18 protein-coding genes and 1 pseudogene are annotated in these 19966 nt (G+C 45.4%); 9 read left to right on the top strand and 10 right to left on the bottom strand.

Going from position 1 to position 19966, the window contains the following annotated elements; translation table 11 throughout:
• Positions 1–36 precede the first annotated feature (36 nt).
• The 3 genes from AC5ELV_RS22415 to AC5ELV_RS22405 are packed head-to-tail and all read right to left on the bottom strand — an operon-like array spanning position 37 to position 1924.
• Positions 37–804 (bottom strand): ABC transporter permease subunit, encoded by a 768-nt coding sequence (locus AC5ELV_RS22415; RefSeq protein ID WP_493431937.1) that lies wholly within the window; start codon positions 802–804, stop codon positions 37–39.
• The gene (locus tag AC5ELV_RS22410; protein WP_493431936.1) at positions 801–1514 is read right to left on the bottom strand and encodes an ABC transporter ATP-binding protein; all 714 of its coding nucleotides are present in this window, start codon (positions 1512–1514) and stop codon (positions 801–803) included. Before AC5ELV_RS22410 ends, AC5ELV_RS22415 begins: the two co-directional genes overlap by 4 nt.
• The gene (locus tag AC5ELV_RS22405; protein ID WP_235306978.1) at positions 1511–1924 is read right to left on the bottom strand and encodes a GntR family transcriptional regulator; all 414 of its coding nucleotides are present in this window, start codon (positions 1922–1924) and stop codon (positions 1511–1513) included. Before AC5ELV_RS22405 ends, AC5ELV_RS22410 begins: the two co-directional genes overlap by 4 nt.
• A 213-nt stretch (positions 1925–2137) precedes the next feature.
• On the opposite strand from AC5ELV_RS22405, the pseudogene AC5ELV_RS22400 reads away from it, so the two are divergent.
• Both AC5ELV_RS22400 and AC5ELV_RS22395 read left to right on the top strand, forming a co-directional pair.
• Positions 2138–2709: pseudogene (locus AC5ELV_RS22400) on the top strand (hypothetical protein).
• Positions 2710–2912: 203 nt separating this feature from the next.
• Positions 2913–3458, top strand: coding sequence for a GNAT family N-acetyltransferase (locus AC5ELV_RS22395; protein ID WP_493431935.1), 546 nt, complete (start codon positions 2913–2915; stop codon positions 3456–3458).
• 50 nt (positions 3459–3508) lie between these two features.
• Here AC5ELV_RS22395 and AC5ELV_RS22390 read toward each other — a convergent pair whose 3' ends face one another.
• Positions 3509–3841 (bottom strand): hypothetical protein, encoded by a 333-nt coding sequence (locus tag AC5ELV_RS22390; protein ID WP_029516858.1) that lies wholly within the window; start codon positions 3839–3841, stop codon positions 3509–3511.
• A gap of 187 nt (positions 3842–4028) precedes the next feature.
• Between AC5ELV_RS22390 and AC5ELV_RS22385 the strand changes: the two genes are divergently transcribed.
• Positions 4029–4850 (top strand): alpha/beta fold hydrolase, encoded by an 822-nt coding sequence (locus AC5ELV_RS22385; protein ID WP_103048453.1) that lies wholly within the window; start codon positions 4029–4031, stop codon positions 4848–4850.
• Between the two features lie 105 nt (positions 4851–4955).
• Here the strand turns inward: AC5ELV_RS22385 and AC5ELV_RS22380 are convergent, their stop codons facing one another.
• The 3 genes from AC5ELV_RS22380 to abnB form a co-directional block, all read right to left on the bottom strand.
• Positions 4956–5171, bottom strand: a complete 216-nt coding sequence (locus AC5ELV_RS22380) for a cold-shock protein (protein ID WP_013308357.1) — start codon at positions 5169–5171, stop codon at positions 4956–4958.
• Between the two features lie 131 nt (positions 5172–5302).
• Entirely contained in the window at positions 5303–5503 is a 201-nt protein-coding gene (locus AC5ELV_RS22375; RefSeq protein WP_007428290.1) for a cold-shock protein, read from the bottom strand.
• A 386-nt stretch (positions 5504–5889) separates the two neighbouring features.
• On the bottom strand, positions 5890–8325 hold the full coding sequence (gene abnB / locus AC5ELV_RS22370; protein ID WP_493431934.1) for an arabinan endo-1,5-alpha-L-arabinosidase AbnB: 2436 nt from the start codon (positions 8323–8325) through the stop codon (positions 5890–5892).
• Positions 8326–8755: 430 nt separating this feature from the next.
• On the opposite strand from abnB, the gene AC5ELV_RS22365 reads away from it, so the two are divergent.
• From AC5ELV_RS22365 to AC5ELV_RS22345, 5 genes are all read left to right on the top strand, one after another.
• Positions 8756–9100, top strand: coding sequence for a DUF805 domain-containing protein (locus tag AC5ELV_RS22365; RefSeq protein ID WP_307353802.1), 345 nt, complete (start codon positions 8756–8758; stop codon positions 9098–9100).
• 152 nt (positions 9101–9252) lie between these two features.
• Positions 9253–10848 carry a spore germination protein gene (locus AC5ELV_RS22360; RefSeq protein ID WP_493431933.1) on the top strand — a complete coding sequence of 532 codons (1596 nt, stop codon included), beginning with the start codon at positions 9253–9255 and terminating at the stop codon, positions 10846–10848.
• A 36-nt stretch (positions 10849–10884) separates the two neighbouring features.
• Entirely contained in the window at positions 10885–12090 is a 1206-nt protein-coding gene (locus AC5ELV_RS22355) for a Ger(x)C family spore germination protein (RefSeq protein ID WP_493431932.1), read from the top strand.
• Between the two features lie 303 nt (positions 12091–12393).
• The gene (locus AC5ELV_RS22350; protein ID WP_493431931.1) at positions 12394–13515 is read left to right on the top strand and encodes a GerAB/ArcD/ProY family transporter; all 1122 of its coding nucleotides are present in this window, start codon (positions 12394–12396) and stop codon (positions 13513–13515) included.
• Positions 13516–13758: 243 nt separating this feature from the next.
• Positions 13759–14157: a hypothetical protein gene (locus AC5ELV_RS22345; protein ID WP_493431930.1), complete on the top strand. Its 399-nt coding sequence runs from the start codon at positions 13759–13761 to the stop codon at positions 14155–14157.
• A 128-nt stretch (positions 14158–14285) separates the two neighbouring features.
• On the opposite strand, the gene pyk is transcribed toward AC5ELV_RS22345, so the two are convergent.
• A complete protein-coding gene (gene pyk / locus AC5ELV_RS22340) occupies positions 14286–15701 on the bottom strand; it encodes a pyruvate kinase (RefSeq protein WP_053324432.1) in 1416 nt (471 codons plus the stop codon).
• Positions 15702–15879: 178 nt separating this feature from the next.
• On the opposite strand from pyk, the gene AC5ELV_RS22335 reads away from it, so the two are divergent.
• Complete coding sequence (locus AC5ELV_RS22335; RefSeq protein ID WP_493431929.1) at positions 15880–16668, top strand: helix-turn-helix domain-containing protein; 789 nt, start codon at positions 15880–15882, stop codon at positions 16666–16668.
• 182 nt (positions 16669–16850) lie between these two features.
• On the opposite strand, the gene AC5ELV_RS22330 is transcribed toward AC5ELV_RS22335, so the two are convergent.
• Positions 16851–18269, bottom strand: coding sequence for a sucrose-specific PTS transporter subunit IIBC (locus tag AC5ELV_RS22330; protein WP_081326318.1), 1419 nt, complete (start codon positions 18267–18269; stop codon positions 16851–16853).
• A gap of 67 nt (positions 18270–18336) precedes the next feature.
• Positions 18337–19812 carry a glycoside hydrolase family 32 protein gene (locus tag AC5ELV_RS22325; RefSeq protein WP_493431928.1) on the bottom strand — a complete coding sequence of 492 codons (1476 nt, stop codon included), beginning with the start codon at positions 19810–19812 and terminating at the stop codon, positions 18337–18339.
• Between the last annotated feature and the right edge of the window lie 154 nt (positions 19813–19966).

Raw genomic sequence — 19966 nt, 5'->3', positions numbered from 1 at the left:
AAACTCCTTCCTCATAGATCATGTAGATACGCTAGCCTAAATCGACAGTTTTTTATCCAGCAAATAAGCGTTCAAGCGGATTAATACATATGCAGCAACCCAACTGATCAACACCGCAACTGGGAAATGCCAGGTAAACGGAAACCACTGCCCGTTCTGAACACGATCAAACTGCTCATAAATCCGCTGATCGCCTGACCAATAAAAGACACTTCCTCCACCCATCAAAAGAATCCACAGTATCGGGTTAAGCGGCCGCAAGGTGCTGTATTTGGTACTGGCCGTCAATAGACCCAGCGCAATGACCAACGGCGTGAAAGCGATAATCATCACAAACCAGTTCAATCCGGCTATAATAAAAGACGCTGCATCCGCAAACGTATAAGGCTGTATGGTTGATGAGATGAACAACGCGTACAGAGAACCCACCACAAACAGCAACAATATCACAACTATGGCTTGTAAAATGGCAGCAATCCATTTGGCGCTAATCAGCCACATGCGTGGATAGGGAAGGGTCAGCCACCATCCGTAGGTGTCATTTTCCCATTCTCTTCTCAAGCTTCCCACACCCATGAAAATGATCATGTACGGCAAGCCCAGGGTGACATACCACAGCCTTGTCAATTCAAGTTGGTTGTGAAGCGCGAAGTACAAGGAAATAGCGAACGCCGCAATTGGAAATAGTGAGAAATATACAAGTCTCCACGATCTGGGTAGTCGATTGCGGCTTTGTTTTCTCCAACTTCCTTTATTTCGAAATTCATGGCGTATTAAATCTTTGAACAGCCCTGATGAATTCACGCCTTCCACTCCTTTTTGTACAAATTGCGGAACACCTGATTCAGCGAGCCATGCTCTGCACGCAAATCATCCGAATCACCAGACCATATGACCTGTCCGCGGTCCATCATGACTGTGTAGTCAAACAAGCCTTCCACTTCCTGAATATCATGTGTGCTAATGAGTATGGATTGCTGCCGGCCCTCCAAATAATCAATAATCCCAGCTACGATCGCTTCTCTAGAGAGAATATCAATGCCCGCAAAAGGTTCATCCAGGATCATAAGCGGAACCTCACGCGCCAGACATAAAATCAGTAGCACACGTGCCTCCTGTCCGCGACTCAACCCGGCCATTTTCAACTCCAGCTCCACGTCCATATGATCAGCAAGTTTATAGGCATCTTTTATTTTGAAGCCAGGCAAAAAAGACTTCCCCCATTCCAGCGTCTGCTGAACTGTATGATTGGGGTACCAGCGTGCCCGGTCAGGAAGATAGGATATATCCCGGTTGGTTTCCCAACCAGGCTGTCGACCCAACACCTGAAGCTCGCCCCCATCTGGCTGAATCAATCCAGTGATCGCTCGAAAGAAGCTGGACTTCCCACAGCCATTGGGTCCAAGCACGCCTACAATACGTCCTGCCGGAATGACGACATCTAATTGATCCAGTGCTTTTTTACTGCCGTATTGCTTCACCAGATGATTCGCAACCACAACAGACTCCGTCATGCCTTATCGCCTCCTTCCTTGTCATTTCCGTCCTGTTTGCTTCGTATATACTGCTGTACATCTTCCCACGATAACCCCAGGCTACTCATCTGTCCGAGAAACTGATCTATATACGTTATAGCCAATTGTTCCCGAAAGCTGGCAATCCGTTCACTGGACGAAGTAACATAAGTCCCTAACCCGCGCCGCTTCTCAGTCAATCCGTCCCGCTCCAGCTCTTGATATGCCCGCATTACGGTATTCGGATTCATGCGTAATTCCTGTGCCAGATCACGAACAGATGGCATTTTGCTTCCCATTTCGATCTCCCCTTTAGCAATGGAGCTTCGTACTTGATTTAATATTTGTTCATATAATGGCTGGCTAAAGTCAATTAAAAATCGGAACGAGCCAACCCGTTGTTCTTCCATGGGTGTTTCCCCCTAATCGGCTGCATCTATCGTGCCTGTAGTGTATTATATCACTTAATACACGTAATACAAGTACCATTTTACTAAAATGTTAGTCTCGTTCTCCAAATTTCATTCAGTAAATGCTCAGCTTGCGCTCAGATAGCATTCAAGTTGATCCCTTATGATGTATCACGTACCAAACAAACCATAACCGAAAGGTGGAAAATGAAGATGAAGAGCACCAAGAAAGCAATTTGGGCTGGAACGATGGCCTTGGCATTTTTAGGAGGCGGGGCACTGTACTCCACAAGCGCAGCCCATGCTGCTTCAACTACACCTGAGAAAGCACCCATTGCAGACAAAGCACAGGCACCTAAGGGTAACCCCGGCGATGCTAACGGCCCTAAAATCGCAGGAGGAAACTATGCTGAGAACAAAGCTCTCCTGAAATTATTGAAATTGTCCTCCAGTCAGTTGGATACACAGTTGAAAGCAAGTAAATCCCTTGCTACAATCGCCAAAGCACAAGGCGTAAGTGTAAATTCCGTTATTGATGTGATGGTTTCGGATATGAAAGCGAAACTGGCTACGGAAAAACAAAACGGCAAGATAACGGCAACTGAATATAACCAACGTGTCTCTAATCTAAAGAAAATGATGACAGATATGGTGAATGGCGTGAAACATCCAAACCACCAGTAGATGGCGGTAAAGCGGATGCAGGTAAAGCTCCTGCTCAAGGAGATGCAGCCAAGGCTCCTGCTAAAACCAATGCAGCTAAAGCCTCCGCTAAGCAGAAATAGCTACAGCTCCCGTTTTGGCACATCCACTCCTGTATGATAATTCTCCGTCCGGCTTCCCTGTACGGATAAAGAAATAAGCCTGTCCCCTGCTGCGATACAACAGAAGGAGACAGGCTTATTTGTCATGTAAACAAGAAAATATGTGGTAGACTAACATGATTCAGAGGTCATTTTTCACTCTAATTCATAAAAAGGAGAATGTAATGAAAATAAATCAACAGGAATTTGAGGTGCAAGGAATGCGTTATACGATCAGATCTGCCATGATTCAAGACGCGAAGAATTTGTCTGAAATCCGTTTGCTGATTGATGGGGAGACTGAAAATTTAGACAGAGAGAAGGGAGAAGCGTTTATAAGTACATCCGGTTTTGAACAGCTCATTGAATCAGATACAGAGGATAACAGAAACCTATTTTTAGTTGTAGTAGTTCATGATAAAATCGTCGGATTTTCAAGATGTGAGGGCCATGTTCTGAGCAGATTCTCTCATAAAGTTGAATTTGGCGTATGTGTACTAAAGGACTTTTGGGGTTACGGGATCGGGACAAATCTTTTAAAAGAGTCTATTTCCTGGGCTGACTCCAATGGCATCAAGAAAATGACTCTACAAGTTTTGGAAACGAATGATAAAGCCGTTGAGCTCTATAAAAAACATGGATTTGAAATCGAGGGGTTATTAAAAAACGATAAGATTCTTTCAGATGGCAAATACTACAACACCATTATCATGGGGAGATTTCATAAATAAAAAAAGACCCTGTTCAACAGGATCTTTCATCTTCGTATCAGTCACTTACCCTAGTAGCGATAATCATCATAAGGATTGCGATTGCGATACTGATCACGCGGCTGCTGAGCTGCGGTAATCATCAAAAATATGCCTGAGAGCAAATGCATCAACCAGCCCACAATCGGAATCCATCCAATAACAGAGGTCACGATCCCTAAAATAGATCCATAATAAGACTCTCTATTCGTCACCGATAGTACCAACGTAACAATGTGGAAAATCAGCATAAAGAACAATATAGTATACGCGGAATTTACGACGAGCAGCCCGCCCAAAACGGGAATAGCTAAAAACAGCTCCAATCCGCCTGTAATCCATTTTAATGTTTTTGATGGTGTCATTGTTCCACTCTCCCGATGCTGTTTCATTCCATAATTATATCCTATCCCTATACAGGATGACATACATTTTTTACCATACTATATGCTTATATCGTGACAGTCTCATCCCTTTCTCGAATGAGCTAAGCCCTGGCTACATATATGTGAGAGAGAACGAAATTTCGTGATTTCTAAAGGGGTGAACACGATGGGATATTATATTGAGGTGGAGCGCGGCGTGAAGCTGTATGTCGAGGATATTGGAGAAGGCATCCCTGTTCTGATGGTGCACGGCTGGCCGCTGGATCACCGAATGTACGAATACCAGTCCGCCTTGTTGCCTGCTTACGGGTATCGCTGTATTCAGGTTGACCTTAGGGGGTTCGGCAAATCTGATCGACCATGGCATGGATACAATTATGATCGATTGGCAGACGATCTGCTGGCTGTGATGCAGGCACTTCAGTTAAACCAGGTACGGCTGATCGGTTTTTCCATGGGGGGAGCTGTGGTTACACGCTACATGAGCAGGCACCGGGGATTTGGCGTCAATCAGTTGATCTTGATCGGAGCAGCTACGCCTCGATTCACCCCAACCAGCGACTTTCCTTATGGTACTCCTGTCACAGAGGTAGATAAACTCATCAAACAAGCCTATACAGATCGTCCACAACTGGTAACTTCTTTTGGCGAAATGTTGTTTGCTAATCCCGTCAGCCAGAGTTTACGCGACTGGTTACGTGACCAGGGCTTTGCGGCAACAGTTCATAGCATGGCTTGTACTTTGTACTCACTACGTGACTCTGATTTGCGCCCTGATTTGCCATGTATACACGTGCCCACCTGGATTCTACACGGCAAGCTGGATCGGGTCTGTCCTTTCCCCCTGGCTGTCCAAACTCAAAAAGGAATCGCCGGATCAAGACTTATTCCTTTCGAACGAAGCGGCCACGGTGTGTTTTACGAAGCGCTACCCGAATTTAACTCTATCTTACTGAGCATACTAGCCCCACCCTCCACACATAATTGAAAACCTGTTCATCCTTATGTATAATTTATATTTATAAAAAACAAAAAAGACGCCTCAGCGCCGTTAATGGCTATGGGGCATCTTTCACTACAAACATTTATCCGCTTAGGATTGTTTGGTATGGTTGAAGCTCGTATTATTTAACACAGCCAGCTTTTTCTCGCCCTTCACCATGGCAGAACCGCAAATGGGGCATGTCGGCTCGACAGAAAAAGCGAAGTTATCCCGCATCCAGCCGTTACATGTATCGCTGGCGCAATTCCAGACAGTAGTAATTTCCTCAGGAATCTCATCCATTGGCTTTTTCCGTGAATTGTACATAAACATCCCTCTTTCTTCATGATTTATAAAGCGATAAGATGTAATCAGTTCAAAAACGGTCTTATGAACAGATAAAAACAAATGCCCCAAACGCTATGTTCGGGGCATCTGAAGTAGGCTGTAATTTAAAATTACAGTTTTACAACGTTCTCAGCTTGTGGTCCACGGTTTCCTTCAACTACGTTGAATTCTACGCGTTGGCCTTCGTCCAAAGATTTGAAACCTTCGCCTTGGATTGCGGAGAAATGTACGAATACGTCGCTTCCACCTTCAACCTCGATGAAACCGAAACCTTTTTCTGCGTTAAACCATTTAACTGTACCTGTTTGCATGGAATTACCTCCAAAATGTATTTATATGACCTTTATTTTTTACAAATAAAAATTCACATATTGCACAAGGTTATTTCAACCTAAAACAATAGCCCTCTACAATATGCGAATCTCAGGTCACAATCTCAATATACTCATATTACCATAAGTGTATTGAAAACGCAAGCACTGGTGAATTTAATTTATGCAGAGTGCTCATGTTCTCTATTGCTGCTTCAAAGCTGTGTTCATTCGGCGGAAGTGAGTCATTAACGCCTACTTAAAACATTATATCCGCAGTTGCTTCCTATTATACCAGCAATCAAGAAATAAATATACAAAACATTGCGCAGGAGACGAACTTCTTAATAAAAGCCCATCTCCTGCGTTTATTTGCTTATTTTGAACTACAATTCTGCCAGTGCTTTAATTTCCTCTGCTGTCAGCGCTTTGTTATACAATTGAACTTCATCCAGGCTGCCATTGAAGTAAGCATCGGCGGCAAAGCGGCTTTTGCCGAGATAAGCCTCGCTCGTCAGCAACTCATTGGGATTAAAGGTAATACCGTCATTAACAGCTACTTCCTCACCATTTACATACAATTTCCCTGTATTCCCTTCGAGTGTAACCGCTACATGCGTCCACTGGTTTAGCGGTAATGATGATTTGGAAAGCAAGCTTTGATCCGTACCCTCATGGATTGTAAACTGGAGTACACCGCTACCTTGGGAAGGGGTAAGAAACATATGCCGGGCTTGGCCGTTGCCGAAGTCAAAAATCCGTTGCCAAGCTGCACCGCCCTTCCAGTTCACCCAAGCGGAAAAGGTAAAATCCTTCGCATCTGTTACTGTATTTGGTAGTTGCGCGTAACCATCCTTACCGTTTAGGACAAGCGCACCGCCAAGCTTCCCGTCTTTATCCCACGCAGCACCACCATAGGTCTTACCATCAAATTGATTGTATGTGCTGTCGACAACCGTAGTTCCTTGATCCTCACTCCACGAATAGCGTGCGAGCTGAGGACCTTGGGCCTGCCCGGGAACAATAGCTGTAAAGCTTTTCTTAGCGGTGGCTTTGTCCTTTTTGATAGTTGCCGTCAATGTAACTGTTACAGGCTGAGAACCGGCTTCTGGACGGTATACTTCACCTGTCACAGAAATATTCTCCGGGTGGGTGGACTCCCATGAAATAGTGGTATCTTGTGCTGCTTGAGTAGGTAGCGTCAGATTATAAAGAACATTGCTCGTATCGCCCAGGCTCAGATCCTTCTGCACAGCAGCTACAATCTTGCTGGCCTTCAGATCAGGCTTTAGCGAACCCCATACCGCAACACCCTTGGAGGACAACGCGGTAAAAGCAAGTGTCTTGGCACCTGTGTCTGGATCACGGTGCCGCAGGAATACACCTTTGTACTTCGTGCCCTCTGCTGTAATTTCCAGCTGATTGTCTGCCCCCAACTTCCAAGTACCGTTCACTCCACCAGACAGTTTGCCCCCGCTATCCAGACTGACATTAACGGCTTGCTTAATATTTGCCGAAATTTCCTTCCCGTGATTTACATACGAATATTGACCGAGGGCATCCTTTTCTGACAGCTTTTTCAGTGAATCCTCATCTCCCGAATAACGGTAAGGAGCAACCACAGGCCAACCGTCAGCGTTCATGAACATTTCATGTACCCGTACTTCAAACTGTTCGCCTCTCCCCGGGAAACGGGAATGGAAAATGACAAAATGCTTTTTCGTCTTAGGATCATAATAAGCCGAGTTGTGTCCGGGCGACACATAGCCTGCACCCAGTCCAGTACCCGGATCACCAATTTCTCTTGGAATCAGGTAATTACCTATCAGTTTGACACCGTATGGTTCAATGGAAGCGTCATCAAAAAGTGGTTTGTCCGGATTCGCCTTGACCTTGATCATATCATTGCCTTCAGCATCATAGAAAGGACCATCTGGTGTTTTGGACCGAGCCACCCGCAGGTTGTATCCGCCGTCCGCTGACAATCCACCATAGGACAGGAACAAGTAATAGTAGTCCGTTTGCGGACTGTATTGTATGTACGGCCCTTCCATACGAGCATGGTTACCGCCTGTCAGCTTTTTCCCGTAGCCTTGACCAGGGAGCGGCTTCCCTGTTTTTTCATCCATCTGCATAATGAAGATGCCTCCTGAGTAGGAGCCATATACCATCCACAGCTTGCCGTTCTTATCATAAAAGGTGTCCGGGTCCACGGCATTCGGATGCTTGGTTGCGTCATAGATCGTTCCATCCTCACTCGGTTGGTCCCACATGCCCGATTTTAGAAAAATTCCTTTATTCTTATAAGGCCCTTCAATTTTATCCGCAACTGCTAGGCCCATTGCGGAACGCGGTGAGTCACCCTTGCAAGCGTTATAATACATATAGAACTTGCCATCTGCCAGTTGAATGACATCAGCTGCCCACAGCGTGTCCGTCTGCGCCCAATCCAGTGCTTCCTTTAATTCTTCTTTGACGTTAGGAATCAATGCATTACCATTCGCCACTCCTGTAGCAATCGTATCCCAATTCATGAGGTCTTTGGACTTGGCAGCCGCCAGATGTGAGCCAAAAATGTAAAATGTGTCTTTCACTTTCAAGATGGATGGATCATGTACCGAAGTCTCCTTGAAAGAGACAGCCTTTTTACTTTGAATTGAAAAGTTTTCTAGGTCTTGAGTTTGTAGGGAAATTTGCCCTGCGTTTTGAATTCCATCTGTATCTGAATTAAGTGTTTGCTCGGCGCCTACCAAAGAAGCAGGCAACAACAGCGCACCTGCGAGTGAAGCTGCCGTTACTTTACGAACGAATGTTTGCTTCATAAATCAATCTCCTCTCGTTTTGAACATCCTGATAACATAAAACAATATTGAGAAAGCAGTCAGGATTATGTTTGTATTAACTTCTTCAGCCTCGAGTTTAATGTTGCTCATCCCTCCCATTCATAACTAAAGCGCTTTCAATTGATTTGAAAAATAAAATCACCTTCTGTTAAGAAGGCCGATTCAAACCTGACGGTTGACCGTACCTCTATATTATTCAATAGATATGGAAAATTCAATATTCAATTTTATATTTTTATAAATTATTCATCGAATTATTAACATTAATAAATGTGTTGCTTAAATTCCTAGTTTAAAGTTATAATTTTACAAGTTAAATTTTATGTGTTATCTGCCGATATACCTAAAAAGAATGATTTTACGATTACTGTAAAACAAACCTTTAAATTTTATGGGGAGGTGAAAATATATGCAATGGTATTTAAATGCATTAAAAAACTATGTAGGATTTCAAGGTAGAGCAAGACGTACAGAGTATTGGATGTTTATCCTATTTAGTGTAATCGTTAGCTTTGTAATCAGTCTGATCGATAGTCTCTTCGGCCTAACTCCGATATTGACTTACATTTATTCTTTGGCTGTCCTGCTGCCATCCTTGGCCGTCCTGGCCCGTAGACTGCATGATACAGGCAGAAGCGGATGGTGGATTCTAATCGCTCTGATTCCTCTGGTAGGGTCAATTATTTTGATTGTATTCACATGCCAAGACAGTCAGCCTAACGACAATAAATATGGGAAAAACCCTAAACTGTAATGGTTGTAGTTGTCTAAAAACCTCCTTCACTTTTGTGAAGGAGGTTTTTTCATATCCGCTACTCCCCGTCGAAATTCCAGCAATAAGTTTATCTGGAGACCCCTGCGTCCATACTGGAATAAAAAGTATCCTCAAGGAGAGGGAGAACGTTCATGCGTTTTCGGAAAAGAACCCCCCTTAACAAATTTAAAAAGATGCCCATCCAGCACAGCGAGAGTAAACCTGAACCTACCGGAGAACAGCTCAGTGCAAATATCGGAACCAATCTTCAGCAGATCAGACAAGCACTCGGCAACAGCACCGACATCGTCATAAGAGAAATTCGTATCGGCAAGGATGGTGACCAGATCATTGCGATCCTCTATACCGACGGTTTAGTGGACAAAAACATAGTCTCCGACTTCATCATGGAGTCGATGATGCTGGATAGCAGCTTGTCCAGGAAAGTGGAGTGCAGAATCCAGAACTCCTCTAGTGTCATGCAAATATTAAAAGATTACGCTCTAACCATCGGAGGCATTAGGGAGATTACCGATTTTGAAAACTTATATCAAGCGCTCTTGTCCGGGGATGCCATCATTTTGATTGACGGAGAGACGCTGGGTATAGCCGCCAGCGCACGTGGATGGAAGGATCGCGGGGTCACGGAGCCTGCCTCGGAAAATGTCGTCCGTGGGCCGCAGGAAGGATTTTCTGAGACACTGCGCACAAACACGGCCTTAATTCGGCGTAAGATTAAAGATCCGAATTTATGGCTGGAGACCCAACAAATCGGTCGTGTGACCCAGACCGACGTCGCTGTTATGTATATCAAGGGGATTGCGAACCCTAAATTGGTCGAGGAAGTGCATGAACGATTAAATCGCATTGATGTGGACGGCATTCTCGAAAGCGGGTATATCGAGGAATTAATCCAAGACGAAACTTTTACCCCTTTTCCGACAGTATACAACTCTGAACGTCCAGACGTCATCGCCGCCGAGCTGTTGGAAGGGAAAATCGCGATCCTGGTGGATGGAACCCCGTTTGTGCTTGTCGTGCCTGCGCTGTTTGTTTCCTTCCTGCACGCGGCGGAGGATTATTATCAGCGTGCAGACATTAGCAGCTTCATTCGGGTCCTTCGTTACACCGGAGTTTTTATCTCCCTGCTCGGTCCGTCCTTATATGTTGCCATCACTACGTTTCATCAGGAAATGCTCCCGACCTCACTACTGATCGGTCTGGCAGCACAGCGGGAGGCCGTTCCCTTCCCCGCCTTTATTGAAGCACTCATGATGGAACTGACTTTTGAAATATTGCGAGAAGCTGGCGTTCGTATGCCGAAGTACATCGGGGCAGCCGTCTCTATCGTGGGCACACTCGTCATCGGACAAGCCGCCGTCGAGGCGGGCATCATATCGGCTGCGATGGTTATTGTCGTATCAATTACCGCGATTTCCAGCTTTGTACTTCCTGCCTATAATATGTCCATCGCTTTTCGTATGCTGCGGTTCCCCTTGATGGGACTTGCCGCTTCCTTTGGGCTGTTCGGGATTATCGTTGGAGGCATTGCCCTGATCCTGCATATGTGCAGCCTTCGTTCGTTTGGCGTTCCCTATATGACTCCTTTTGCACCTCTAATACCGACGGACACCAAAGATACGATATTTCGACTCCCTCACTGGATGATGATTTCACGTCCCCGGTTAGTCGATCAGAAGAATGTCAAACGTCGAAACAGCACTCCGCCTCGAAAATCACGGGAATAGAAGAAAAGAGAAACAGTCGGAAAGGAGTGGATAATCATGAAGCGGAAGAAAGCGATTCTGTTCCTGATTCTTGCACTCGTTTTACTTCTGACGGGCTGTTGGAATCGCAGGGAGTTGAATGAGCTTGCCATCGCCGTTGGTATGGGGATTGATAAACAAGGAGATCAATACCGGGTCTCTCTCCAAGTGGTGGACCCTGGAAAAGCATCGGCCAAAAAAGGAGCAGGCGGCGGTGCTCCAGCCACCTTGTATACAGAAGAAGCGGATACCATATTTGAAGCGATCCGAAAAATAACAACGATTAGCCCCCGGAGAATGTATTTTTCTCATCTGCGTATATGTGTAATCGGTGAGTCGATGGCCACCGAAGGAATGGCGAAAGCTTTAGATTTACTCTCCCGATATCATCAGTTCCGAACCGATTTTTATATTGTAGTGTCCAAGGGTACTAGTGCGGAGGATACATTGAAAATTATGACACCTTTAGATCCGATTCCCGCAAATGACCTTTTCTCCTCTCTGGAAACATCACAGAAAAACTGGTCGCCCACTACGACAGTAACTTTAGATGAATTGGTATCAGCACTCACCAGTGAAGGAATGCAGCCTGTCTTGACAGGACTCCGGATCGTTGGCAATAAAGAAATGGGAGAAACCAGCGGCAATGTGCAAGAGATCGCCCCACCCGCCCGATTACAGTATTCCGGACTTGCTGTATTTAGAAAAGACCGATTAATCGGTTGGTTAAATGAAACTGAAAGTAGAGGCTACAACTTCATCCTCGGCAAAGTGAAGAGCTCTGTCGGCTTTGTGGCTTGCCCCGGAGGTGGCAAAGTTGTCTCGGAAATCATTCGAACCCAAACTGCTATAAAAGGGAACGTTTATAGGGGGGAGCCTCAAATCAATATTAAAATGCAGGTTGAGGCCAACGTGGGAGAAGTTGAATGTTATGACCTGGATCTGACCCAGGTGGGGACGATTTATGACCTTGAGAACAAAGAGGAAGAAAAGATAGAAGAGATTATGAACTTGGCTGTCAGAAAAGCTCAAAAATCATACAAAGCTGATATTTTCGGATTCGGTGAAGCCATTCACCGTGCTGACCCGAGAACCTGGAAATCCATTAAAAAAAATTGGGATTATGAATACTTTACAGAATTACCTGTACATATCAAGGTGGATTTCAAGATTCGGCGCTTAGGTACGATTGGCAGCTCATTTTTGAATGATATTAAGGAGTAAAATCCCTTACCCTACAAAAGAAGGTGTTTTCCAAGATGCTGTCTCATATGGTGAACGTTTTGGGTATATTACTGATCGCTGCTGCAATCAGCTTGGTCGAGGTCCCCTACATGTGGAAAAAGGGCTTAAAAAAAGAACTTTGGTTATTTTCCATCCTTCTCTTTGTTGCGGTTGGAATCAGCTGCGCCAAGGCATTACACTGGCTTATTCCCACTCCTCTGGATTGGATAACAGCCGTATATAGGCCATTTAGCGATTTCCTGACCTATATGGGTCTAATCAGATAAGACGAGGTGAACATTGGTGCCCGGACAGATTAAAATTTCAGCACGCCAAATTATGATATTAACAACTTTATTTACGATCGGGAGTGCAATCCTCATCGTCCCTTCAGGCATGGCATCGGTAGCCAAACAAGATGCGTGGATTGCCGCGCTCGTTGGAGTTGGGGCAGGGCTCCTAATCCTGTATTTGTACAGCAAGATTGCAGCTCTGTATCCAGAGATGACCCTGATTGGGATTATGGAAACCCTGTTCGGAAAATGGTTAGGCAAAGCCGCCGGTCTTCTGTTTTTCATCACACTATTCATCAATGCCCCTGCACCCGTTTTATTTTATATAGGGAATTTTATGACTACTCAAATGATACCAGAAACACCGATTCTAGCGGTAAATATTCTCTTTGCGCTTATTGTAGTTTTGGCTGCTCGACTAGGTCTCGAAGTGCTGGTCCGTTCGGCTGAACTGCTATTTCCGTTATTTACTCTGCTTTATATTTCTTTTGTAGGTTTAGTGGTGTCCGATATTAAGCTGGAAAATGCTCAACCTGTATTGGAGGCGGGAGTTGGACCTATTTGGCCTGCTGCCCTGTCCTTTTGTAGCACTGTGTTTATACCTCATATTATTTTGCTCATGATCTTCCCGGCTTCTATAAATCGTTCCGATCAAACCCGTAAAGCTTTTTTCATAGGCAGCGTGATTGGCGGATTGATGTTGGTCGTAGTGGTTGCATTGGCAATTTTGGTATTAGGTCCTGACTTAACGGCAAGAAATCTATATCCTAGCTATGCGTTAGCCAAAAAAATTAGCATTGGCAATTTTCTACAGCGCATCGAAGCAATCATGGCTACTATGTGGTTTATTTCGCTCTTTTTTAGAATTACGCTGTATATGCACACCACGGTGACAGCAATAGCCCAAATCTTCCGTTTGAAAAAAGACCGGCAATTGGTGCTTCCTCTCGGGATGATTTTAGTCATCCTGTCCATCATCGTGTATCCCAATGTCCCTTACCAACAAACCTATGATACAAAGACGTGGGTTCCTTATGCACTATCCATCGGGTTGTTGTTCCCCTTACTGTTGCTCTGTATTCATGGAATACGAACAATGTGGTCAAAGAAAAGGGCAGAATCCAAAGAGTAGATCACATCCATTATTCGTCACCCGTGAATTTTTTTTGGCGTTACCTGTTTACATTCTCCTCTTTTAGTTTATTTTAAACGAGTATTAAGCTGGCGCTAAGATTGGGTGTGTATGATGTATATTAGAATCTGGTAACTACATAAGCCGGATCGGCTAAAGGCATAAACATTACTCCCGTTGGATATCCATATAAGGCTCCACTCTGTCAGAAATTGAATGAAACACAAAGGAGATTTTACACTTATGAACCGAAAACGAATGTTGGTCATCTGTACACTGTTGCTAGCGTTGTCTATTGGGCAGTCTTCTACTTGGGGAAGTCGGGCTAATGCTGCTACACTGGCTCCAGAGAGAGCCCCTCAGGTACAGGATAATGAAGCATCCAAGGATGATGAGCTGCTGGATACATTGGGCATATCCTCGGATGAGCAATTGTATGATGCGTTATATAACGGTCAAACCTTGGCAGATATTGCACAATCCAATAAACAGGACGCACAGGCTGTCGTTGATTTACAGGTAGCTCAGTTAACAGAGCAGTTGGATCAACGACTGGCCAATAAGAGCATTACGCCTGAGCAATACCAAGCCCATAAGGCAGAATTGACACAGGTCGTTGCTAAAAGTGTGTTCGGGCTGTAAGTCAGTGATACACGTGGCCCGCTATACGCCGTAGTCCATGACACCCTCAGAGGTGCTTCCGAATTCACGTCAAAAAGGCGCTCCCCGATGGGATGAGCGCCTTTTTGCTGTCTATATTTTGTTTTAACTTACACTTGATATACTCGGATCAAGTTCGTAGTGCCCGCCTCAGCGACTGGAACACCTGCCGACAGGACTACAGTGTCCCCTTTATGGATATATCCTGCATTCAGGGCGTTACGAATGGAGGATTCGAACATTTCATCCGTTGTTGCTACTTTATCCCCTTTGACCGGAAATACACCGGACAACAGACATATTTTAGCGAATACCGTATTATTCGGAGTAACCGCAATAATAGGTGCCTTCGGACGATATTTGGATACCATACGTGCCGTGAATCCGCTGGCAGTCGACGTAATAATCGCTTTGGCATCCAGCTCCAGGGACGAACTTACCGCACCCTGACTAATCACTTCGGTAATGTTGGTGCTTTGACGCGCTCTGCGCTTATCGAACTGCTCCTGATAATCGAATTGCGATTCCGCTCTGGCAGCTACAGCGGCCATGGTCCGTACGGACTCGACAGGATATTTACCTGCAGCAGATTCGCCCGACAGCATAACAACGTCTGCTCCTTGCATAACGGCATTAAACACGTCACTAACTTCGGCTCTCGTCGGACGCGGGTTCACCTGCATGGATTCCAGCATGTGGGTAGCTACAATAACAGGCTTGCCGACCAGATTACACTTGTCGATCATTTCTTTTTGCATCACAGGCACATCTTGAATCGGCACTTCGACGCCCAGATCGCCACGGGCTACCATAATGCCATCGGAAGCTTCGATAATATCATCCAAGTTTTCCATGCCTTCAGCATTTTCAATTTTGGAATAAATTTGTACATGCTCAGCATGATGTCCCTTCAAAATTTCACGGATTTCACGGATATCGTCGCCTTTACGCACAAAAGAAGCCGCAATAAGCTCAACGCGCTGCTCTACCCCAAATTGGATGTGCCTCACATCTCGCTCCGTCACGCCTGGAAGGGTTGTATGAATCCCTGGCAGGTTTACACCTTTTCTCGGCTTCAAAATACCGCCGCTTACAATATTACAAATCATTTCTGTACCTTCGATGGAGGTTACAGTCAGATCAACTAAACCGTCGTCAATGAGAATGCGGTCGCCTGGTTTGATGTCCTTTGGCATATCCGGGTAATTCACTGAAATACGATGCTCGTCCCCTAGAATCTCTTCTGTGGTCAGAATGAGCTGGCTACCTGGTTTCAGCAGACAAGATGCCTCTCTCAGCTTGCCAATCCGTATTTCCGGTCCTTTAATATCCATCATGACAGGTATAAAGGTATTCATTTCCTTCGCAGCCTGACGCACATTTTCAATACGTTTAACGTGATCTTCCAGCTCACCGTGAGCCATATTCAAGCGGGCTACAGTCATACCAGCCTGGATCATTTCTTTTAACAAATGAATGGAGTCACAGGCAGGTCCCATAGTACAAATAATTTTCGTTTTAAGCATAGTAATGTCATCCTCCTGAATGTCTTTACTGTATGGTTTCTATTCCATTTTGCTTCTCTATCTACATTAAACTTATATAGCTCTATTCTACCTGTCCCCGTGCACCAAGACTATGAACTATAGTATGATGAATGTACTACAGTATAATGAATGTTGAAGACATCGGGGAGTGAGTTTCGTGATTACATTGATGGATATACGGCAGGACAACGGTGTGGACTGGTATGAAAAGGCTAGTGCAAATAGCGACAACGATGACTTACTGTTCATTTTGGTCACCTTTGGCAAATGTGTATATTGGGTGAACGATTGTAAATTCATTCTCGGTAAGGGTGAAACACTGCTTTTACCCGGTCATCTGGATTACTATGGCAAGAGCATTCCTACGCTTTTTCATACCAAGTATGTGATACATTGCCGCAAAACATGTACGAACAGCACACTTCCCATACTGAATACAAACAAGCCGTTGTTGATCAAACCTGGATGCTACGACATGCTGCACGAACGGATCAAATCGATGTACTATCAATGGACTGAACACCCAAGCTACTACACCATGATGGCTGACTGTCTGCTGACCGAGGCCATGATCTATATGAATCAGGAATGGGACAAAGGCGCCATTTCTTGCGATCGAGAGCGACATGTGGAACATATGAAACAGTATATCCAGAACCACTATCGGGAAAAGGTAACCAAGGAGGAGCTTGGCGACGCCATCCGTAAAACCCCCAATTATGCCGCGACGCTGCTGCGTGAGGTAACACGCCAAACGATCAGCGAGCATGTACATACGCAACGTATTAAAACCGCCATCTACATGCTGACCGAGTCCCGGCTAACGATTCGTGAAATTTCGGAGTATGTGGGATATAGTGATGTGTCCTATTTCCATCGAATCTTCAAACGTTTGACAGGCTGCTCGCCGTCCGAATTTCTGGATGAACGTTCCTCCATCGTTTAGTTTGATGATCTGGAGCGGAATTTTATAGTTCGGGATTTTGCAAAATCCTTAGTTAATAAAAACGGTCTCCCCACCTGGAAGCTTCTCTAGCATCCCTTTTCAACAAGGGCCAAGAGCGCTCCAAAGTAGGGCGACCGTTATAGTTCATTCATATGCGTATCCGTGCTTATTCCGAAATCATATTAAGTTGAAGAACCCGCTGTTTTGACCTCTTCCAACATTTTATCGTTATAGCCAAACATCCAAGTCAGGACAAAAGCTACAACCATAGCAGCCAAGTTCGCCAAAATGTAAAGCGGAAGCTGATGATTCATGTAGAGCAACGTACCTGGAATGACCGTAACCGCCATACCTGTAGCTGCCAAATGGAAGACTGAAGCGATAAAACCGCCAACCGCACCACCGATGAGGCCCATGACAAAAGGCTTCATGTATCTCAGGTTGACCCCGAAAATAGCCGGCTCCGTGATCCCCAGAAAAGCAGACAACGAGGAAGGAAGTGCTAACGCTTTCAGCTTGCTATTCTTCGTTTTCAGTCCAACCGCCAGACAGGCAGCACCTTGAGCAGCCATAGCGCAGGTAATGATGGCGTTAAAGGCGTTTACGCCGTTCTTTTCAAGCAGTTGAATCTCCAAGAAATTAAATATATGATGCACACCTGTAACAACGATAATCTGATGCAAGAAACCGATGACAATCCCTGCAATACCGAAAGGCAAATCCAGCACAAACGTTGTTCCGTGTAGCACCCATTCTTCGAGTGAATGGAAAATCGGACCGATAGCAAACAATCCCAAGGTGATCATGATCAACAGTGTTAAAAACGGTGTAAGAATCAGATCTAGCGCTTCAGGCACCCGTTTGCGCAGCGCCCGCTCCAGCTTGGCTCCAATCAAGCCCACGAAGAAAGCTGGCAATACCGAGCCTTGATAGCCCACCACAGGAATGAATCCGAACATCGTCAACGGGTGAGCTGAGCCGTCCGCAACACTATAAGCGTTGGGCAAGGCCGGGTTTACCAGCATCAGACCGAGAACGATACCCAGCACTGGACTGCCGCCGAATACTCTAAAGGCTGACCATGCGACTAACGCTGGCAGAAAAGCAAAGGCTGTATCCGTTAATACTTGTGTGTATAATAGAAAATTGGGTGAAATGTCCTGTGGCGTCATGCCGAGTAGAGCGAGAATTTGCGGCTGAGTGAGCAAGCCACGTAGCCCCATGAACAGCCCCGTAGCAACCAGTACAGGAATAATTGGTACAAACACATCGCCAAAGGTACGAATGGAGCGTTGGAAGACGTTGCCTTCCTTTTTCGCCTGACTCTTCACCTCTTCTTTAGATGAACCGGTCACGCCAAGCTTTTCGACCTCTTCAAAAATTCGATTTACCGTACCTGTACCAAAAATAATCTGATATTGCCCGGAATTGAAGAAAGCACCCTTGACCTTGTCGATCTCCTCAACTTTTTTCTGATCAATCTTCTCCTTGTCATGCACCATAATCCGCAAGCGCGTCGCACAATGAGCAAAAGATGCAATATTTTCTTGCCCACCGATTGCCTGGATCACTTCTTTAGCTATTTCTCTGTTTTCCGCCATGATGTTCATCCTCTCGTTCATTCCGTTATGTTTGATGATTAACGAACCACTTGATGTTTTAGCCTACTCATGTAAAATCCCATTTTACCGCCTGGAAGAGAGCCTCTCCCTTGTCGGCAAAAAAGCGTATTTCGTCACTCTCTGGATGCGGAAAAATACGACTGGTGAACACCTCTTCCCCATCATTGACGAAAATCTCAACTGAAGACGCATCTACAAACAAATGTAGTTTGATATGATCTTTATCCCATGGACACTGCCGTACCTCACCATACGAAGTGGCTACAGGCTCACCCGATTGCGAACGGTCCAATACAAGTTTGCGACTGACGGCATTATATTTAATCACCGTCTTCTCAGTCTCACTCGCACGGAATTCAATACCAAACACCTTTGCGCTCAAAAGATCTACCTCACAGATCAGCTCATAGGCCGTACCTGTAAATCCTTCATAGGTTTTGCTCTCTGAGAATAACGTGTCAGCTACCCGATCCTCACGATTTCTACGCAGCGTAGTCAGCTCAGGGATCGGCCGCTGCAAGAGTTTGCCCTCATGAAGCGTAAGCTCCCTTGGTAATGTCAGACAATGAGCCCATCCGTTCGGATCTGTAGGATAGTCGATATCCGGCAGGCCCATCCATGCCACCATAATACGCCGCCCCTGGGGGTCAATCATCGTCTGTGGCGCATAGAAGTCAAACCCTCTATCAAGCTCGTGGAATGGGCCGTGCTCCAGTCTTCTTGTACCGGTATCCAGCGGCTTGCCGATTACGTAGCCCGATTGATAAATATTGTGATTTTCATCCCCTGAAGGCTCCAAGCCCTGAGGAGAAAAGATCAAGACACCCGCTTCGTTCAGTTCAAAATAATCCGGACATTCCCACATATAACCAAACGACTCCAGCCCTGTGCGTAATTCTCCCTCAAACTCCCATGAATGCAGGTCGGTTGATCGGTAGAGGACGGCGCAGCCTGTTAAATTCGTTCTCTGGGCACCAATCACACAGTAAAAGCTATCGCCGTCTTTCCATAGCTTGGGATCACGAAAATGGTCTGTATACCCTTCTGGCACATTGGAAATAACGGGGTGTTCCCATTTAGTAATGTGACCATTCTCGTCCATAACAGCCATGCATTGATAAGGATGTCTGATCCAGTCTTCATCTCGTGCATTTCCCGTATACAGCATATATAATTTGCCCTCATGCTCCAGCGCGCTGCCCGAGTAAGCCCCATGCGAATCAAAATAATCCCCAGGTGCGATACCAATGCCCGCACTATTCCATGTGGCCAAATCTTTGGATTTCAGGTGATACCAGTATTTCATCCCATGATCCGTTCCGAGCGGAAACCACTGATAAAACAAGTGGTATTCACCTTGGTAATATGAAAAGCCATTGGGGTCATTGAGCAAACCTGTCGGTGGCTGGATATGAAACGCCTGCCGCCAGTGGCATTGCTCCACTTTCTTCTCCAAGCTGGCTATTTCACCGGGCTCTGCCTGCTCGATCATTCGATACTTTTGTTCTCTTGTCATTTTCATAGGTGTACCTCATTTTTATTAAAACTTTCGCTTCAGGAACCGGTTCCAAATCAATGAAAAAAAATATATTGGAACCGGTTCCCATACGATTAAAAAAAATACTCATCCATGGATTTGCAACCGATTCCATTTGTGCCCGAATGCTATGGAACCG

The organism is Paenibacillus sp. NMA1017, assembly GCF_058895805.1.
The sequence above is the reverse complement of the archived record's forward strand: the minus strand, read 5'-3'. Positions and strand labels throughout refer to the sequence as shown.

What these genes read in the sequence shown, in the direction of transcription:
- AC5ELV_RS22410 (WP_493431936.1), bottom strand. Translation starts at nt 1,514, where the DNA reads ATGACGGAGTCTGTTGTGGTTGCGAATCATCTGGTGAAGCAATACGGC.
- AC5ELV_RS22405 (WP_235306978.1), bottom strand. Translation starts at nt 1,924, where the DNA reads ATGGAAGAACAACGGGTTGGCTCGTTCCGATTTTTAATTGACTTTAGC.
- AC5ELV_RS22395 (WP_493431935.1), top strand. Translation starts at nt 2,913, where the DNA reads ATGAAAATAAATCAACAGGAATTTGAGGTGCAAGGAATGCGTTATACG.
- AC5ELV_RS22390 (WP_029516858.1), bottom strand. Translation starts at nt 3,841, where the DNA reads ATGACACCATCAAAAACATTAAAATGGATTACAGGCGGATTGGAGCTG.
- AC5ELV_RS22385 (WP_103048453.1), top strand. Translation starts at nt 4,029, where the DNA reads ATGGGATATTATATTGAGGTGGAGCGCGGCGTGAAGCTGTATGTCGAG.
- AC5ELV_RS22380 (WP_013308357.1), bottom strand. Translation starts at nt 5,171, where the DNA reads ATGTACAATTCACGGAAAAAGCCAATGGATGAGATTCCTGAGGAAATT.
- AC5ELV_RS22375 (WP_007428290.1), bottom strand. Translation starts at nt 5,503, where the DNA reads ATGCAAACAGGTACAGTTAAATGGTTTAACGCAGAAAAAGGTTTCGGT.
- abnB (WP_493431934.1), bottom strand. Translation starts at nt 8,325, where the DNA reads ATGAAGCAAACATTCGTTCGTAAAGTAACGGCAGCTTCACTCGCAGGT.
- AC5ELV_RS22365 (WP_307353802.1), top strand. Translation starts at nt 8,756, where the DNA reads ATGCAATGGTATTTAAATGCATTAAAAAACTATGTAGGATTTCAAGGT.
- AC5ELV_RS22360 (WP_493431933.1), top strand. Translation starts at nt 9,253, where the DNA reads ATGCGTTTTCGGAAAAGAACCCCCCTTAACAAATTTAAAAAGATGCCC.
- AC5ELV_RS22355 (WP_493431932.1), top strand. Translation starts at nt 10,885, where the DNA reads ATGAAGCGGAAGAAAGCGATTCTGTTCCTGATTCTTGCACTCGTTTTA.
- AC5ELV_RS22345 (WP_493431930.1), top strand. Translation starts at nt 13,759, where the DNA reads ATGAACCGAAAACGAATGTTGGTCATCTGTACACTGTTGCTAGCGTTG.
- pyk (WP_053324432.1), bottom strand. Translation starts at nt 15,701, where the DNA reads ATGCTTAAAACGAAAATTATTTGTACTATGGGACCTGCCTGTGACTCC.
- AC5ELV_RS22330 (WP_081326318.1), bottom strand. Translation starts at nt 18,269, where the DNA reads ATGGCGGAAAACAGAGAAATAGCTAAAGAAGTGATCCAGGCAATCGGT.
- AC5ELV_RS22325 (WP_493431928.1), bottom strand. Translation starts at nt 19,812, where the DNA reads ATGAAAATGACAAGAGAACAAAAGTATCGAATGATCGAGCAGGCAGAG.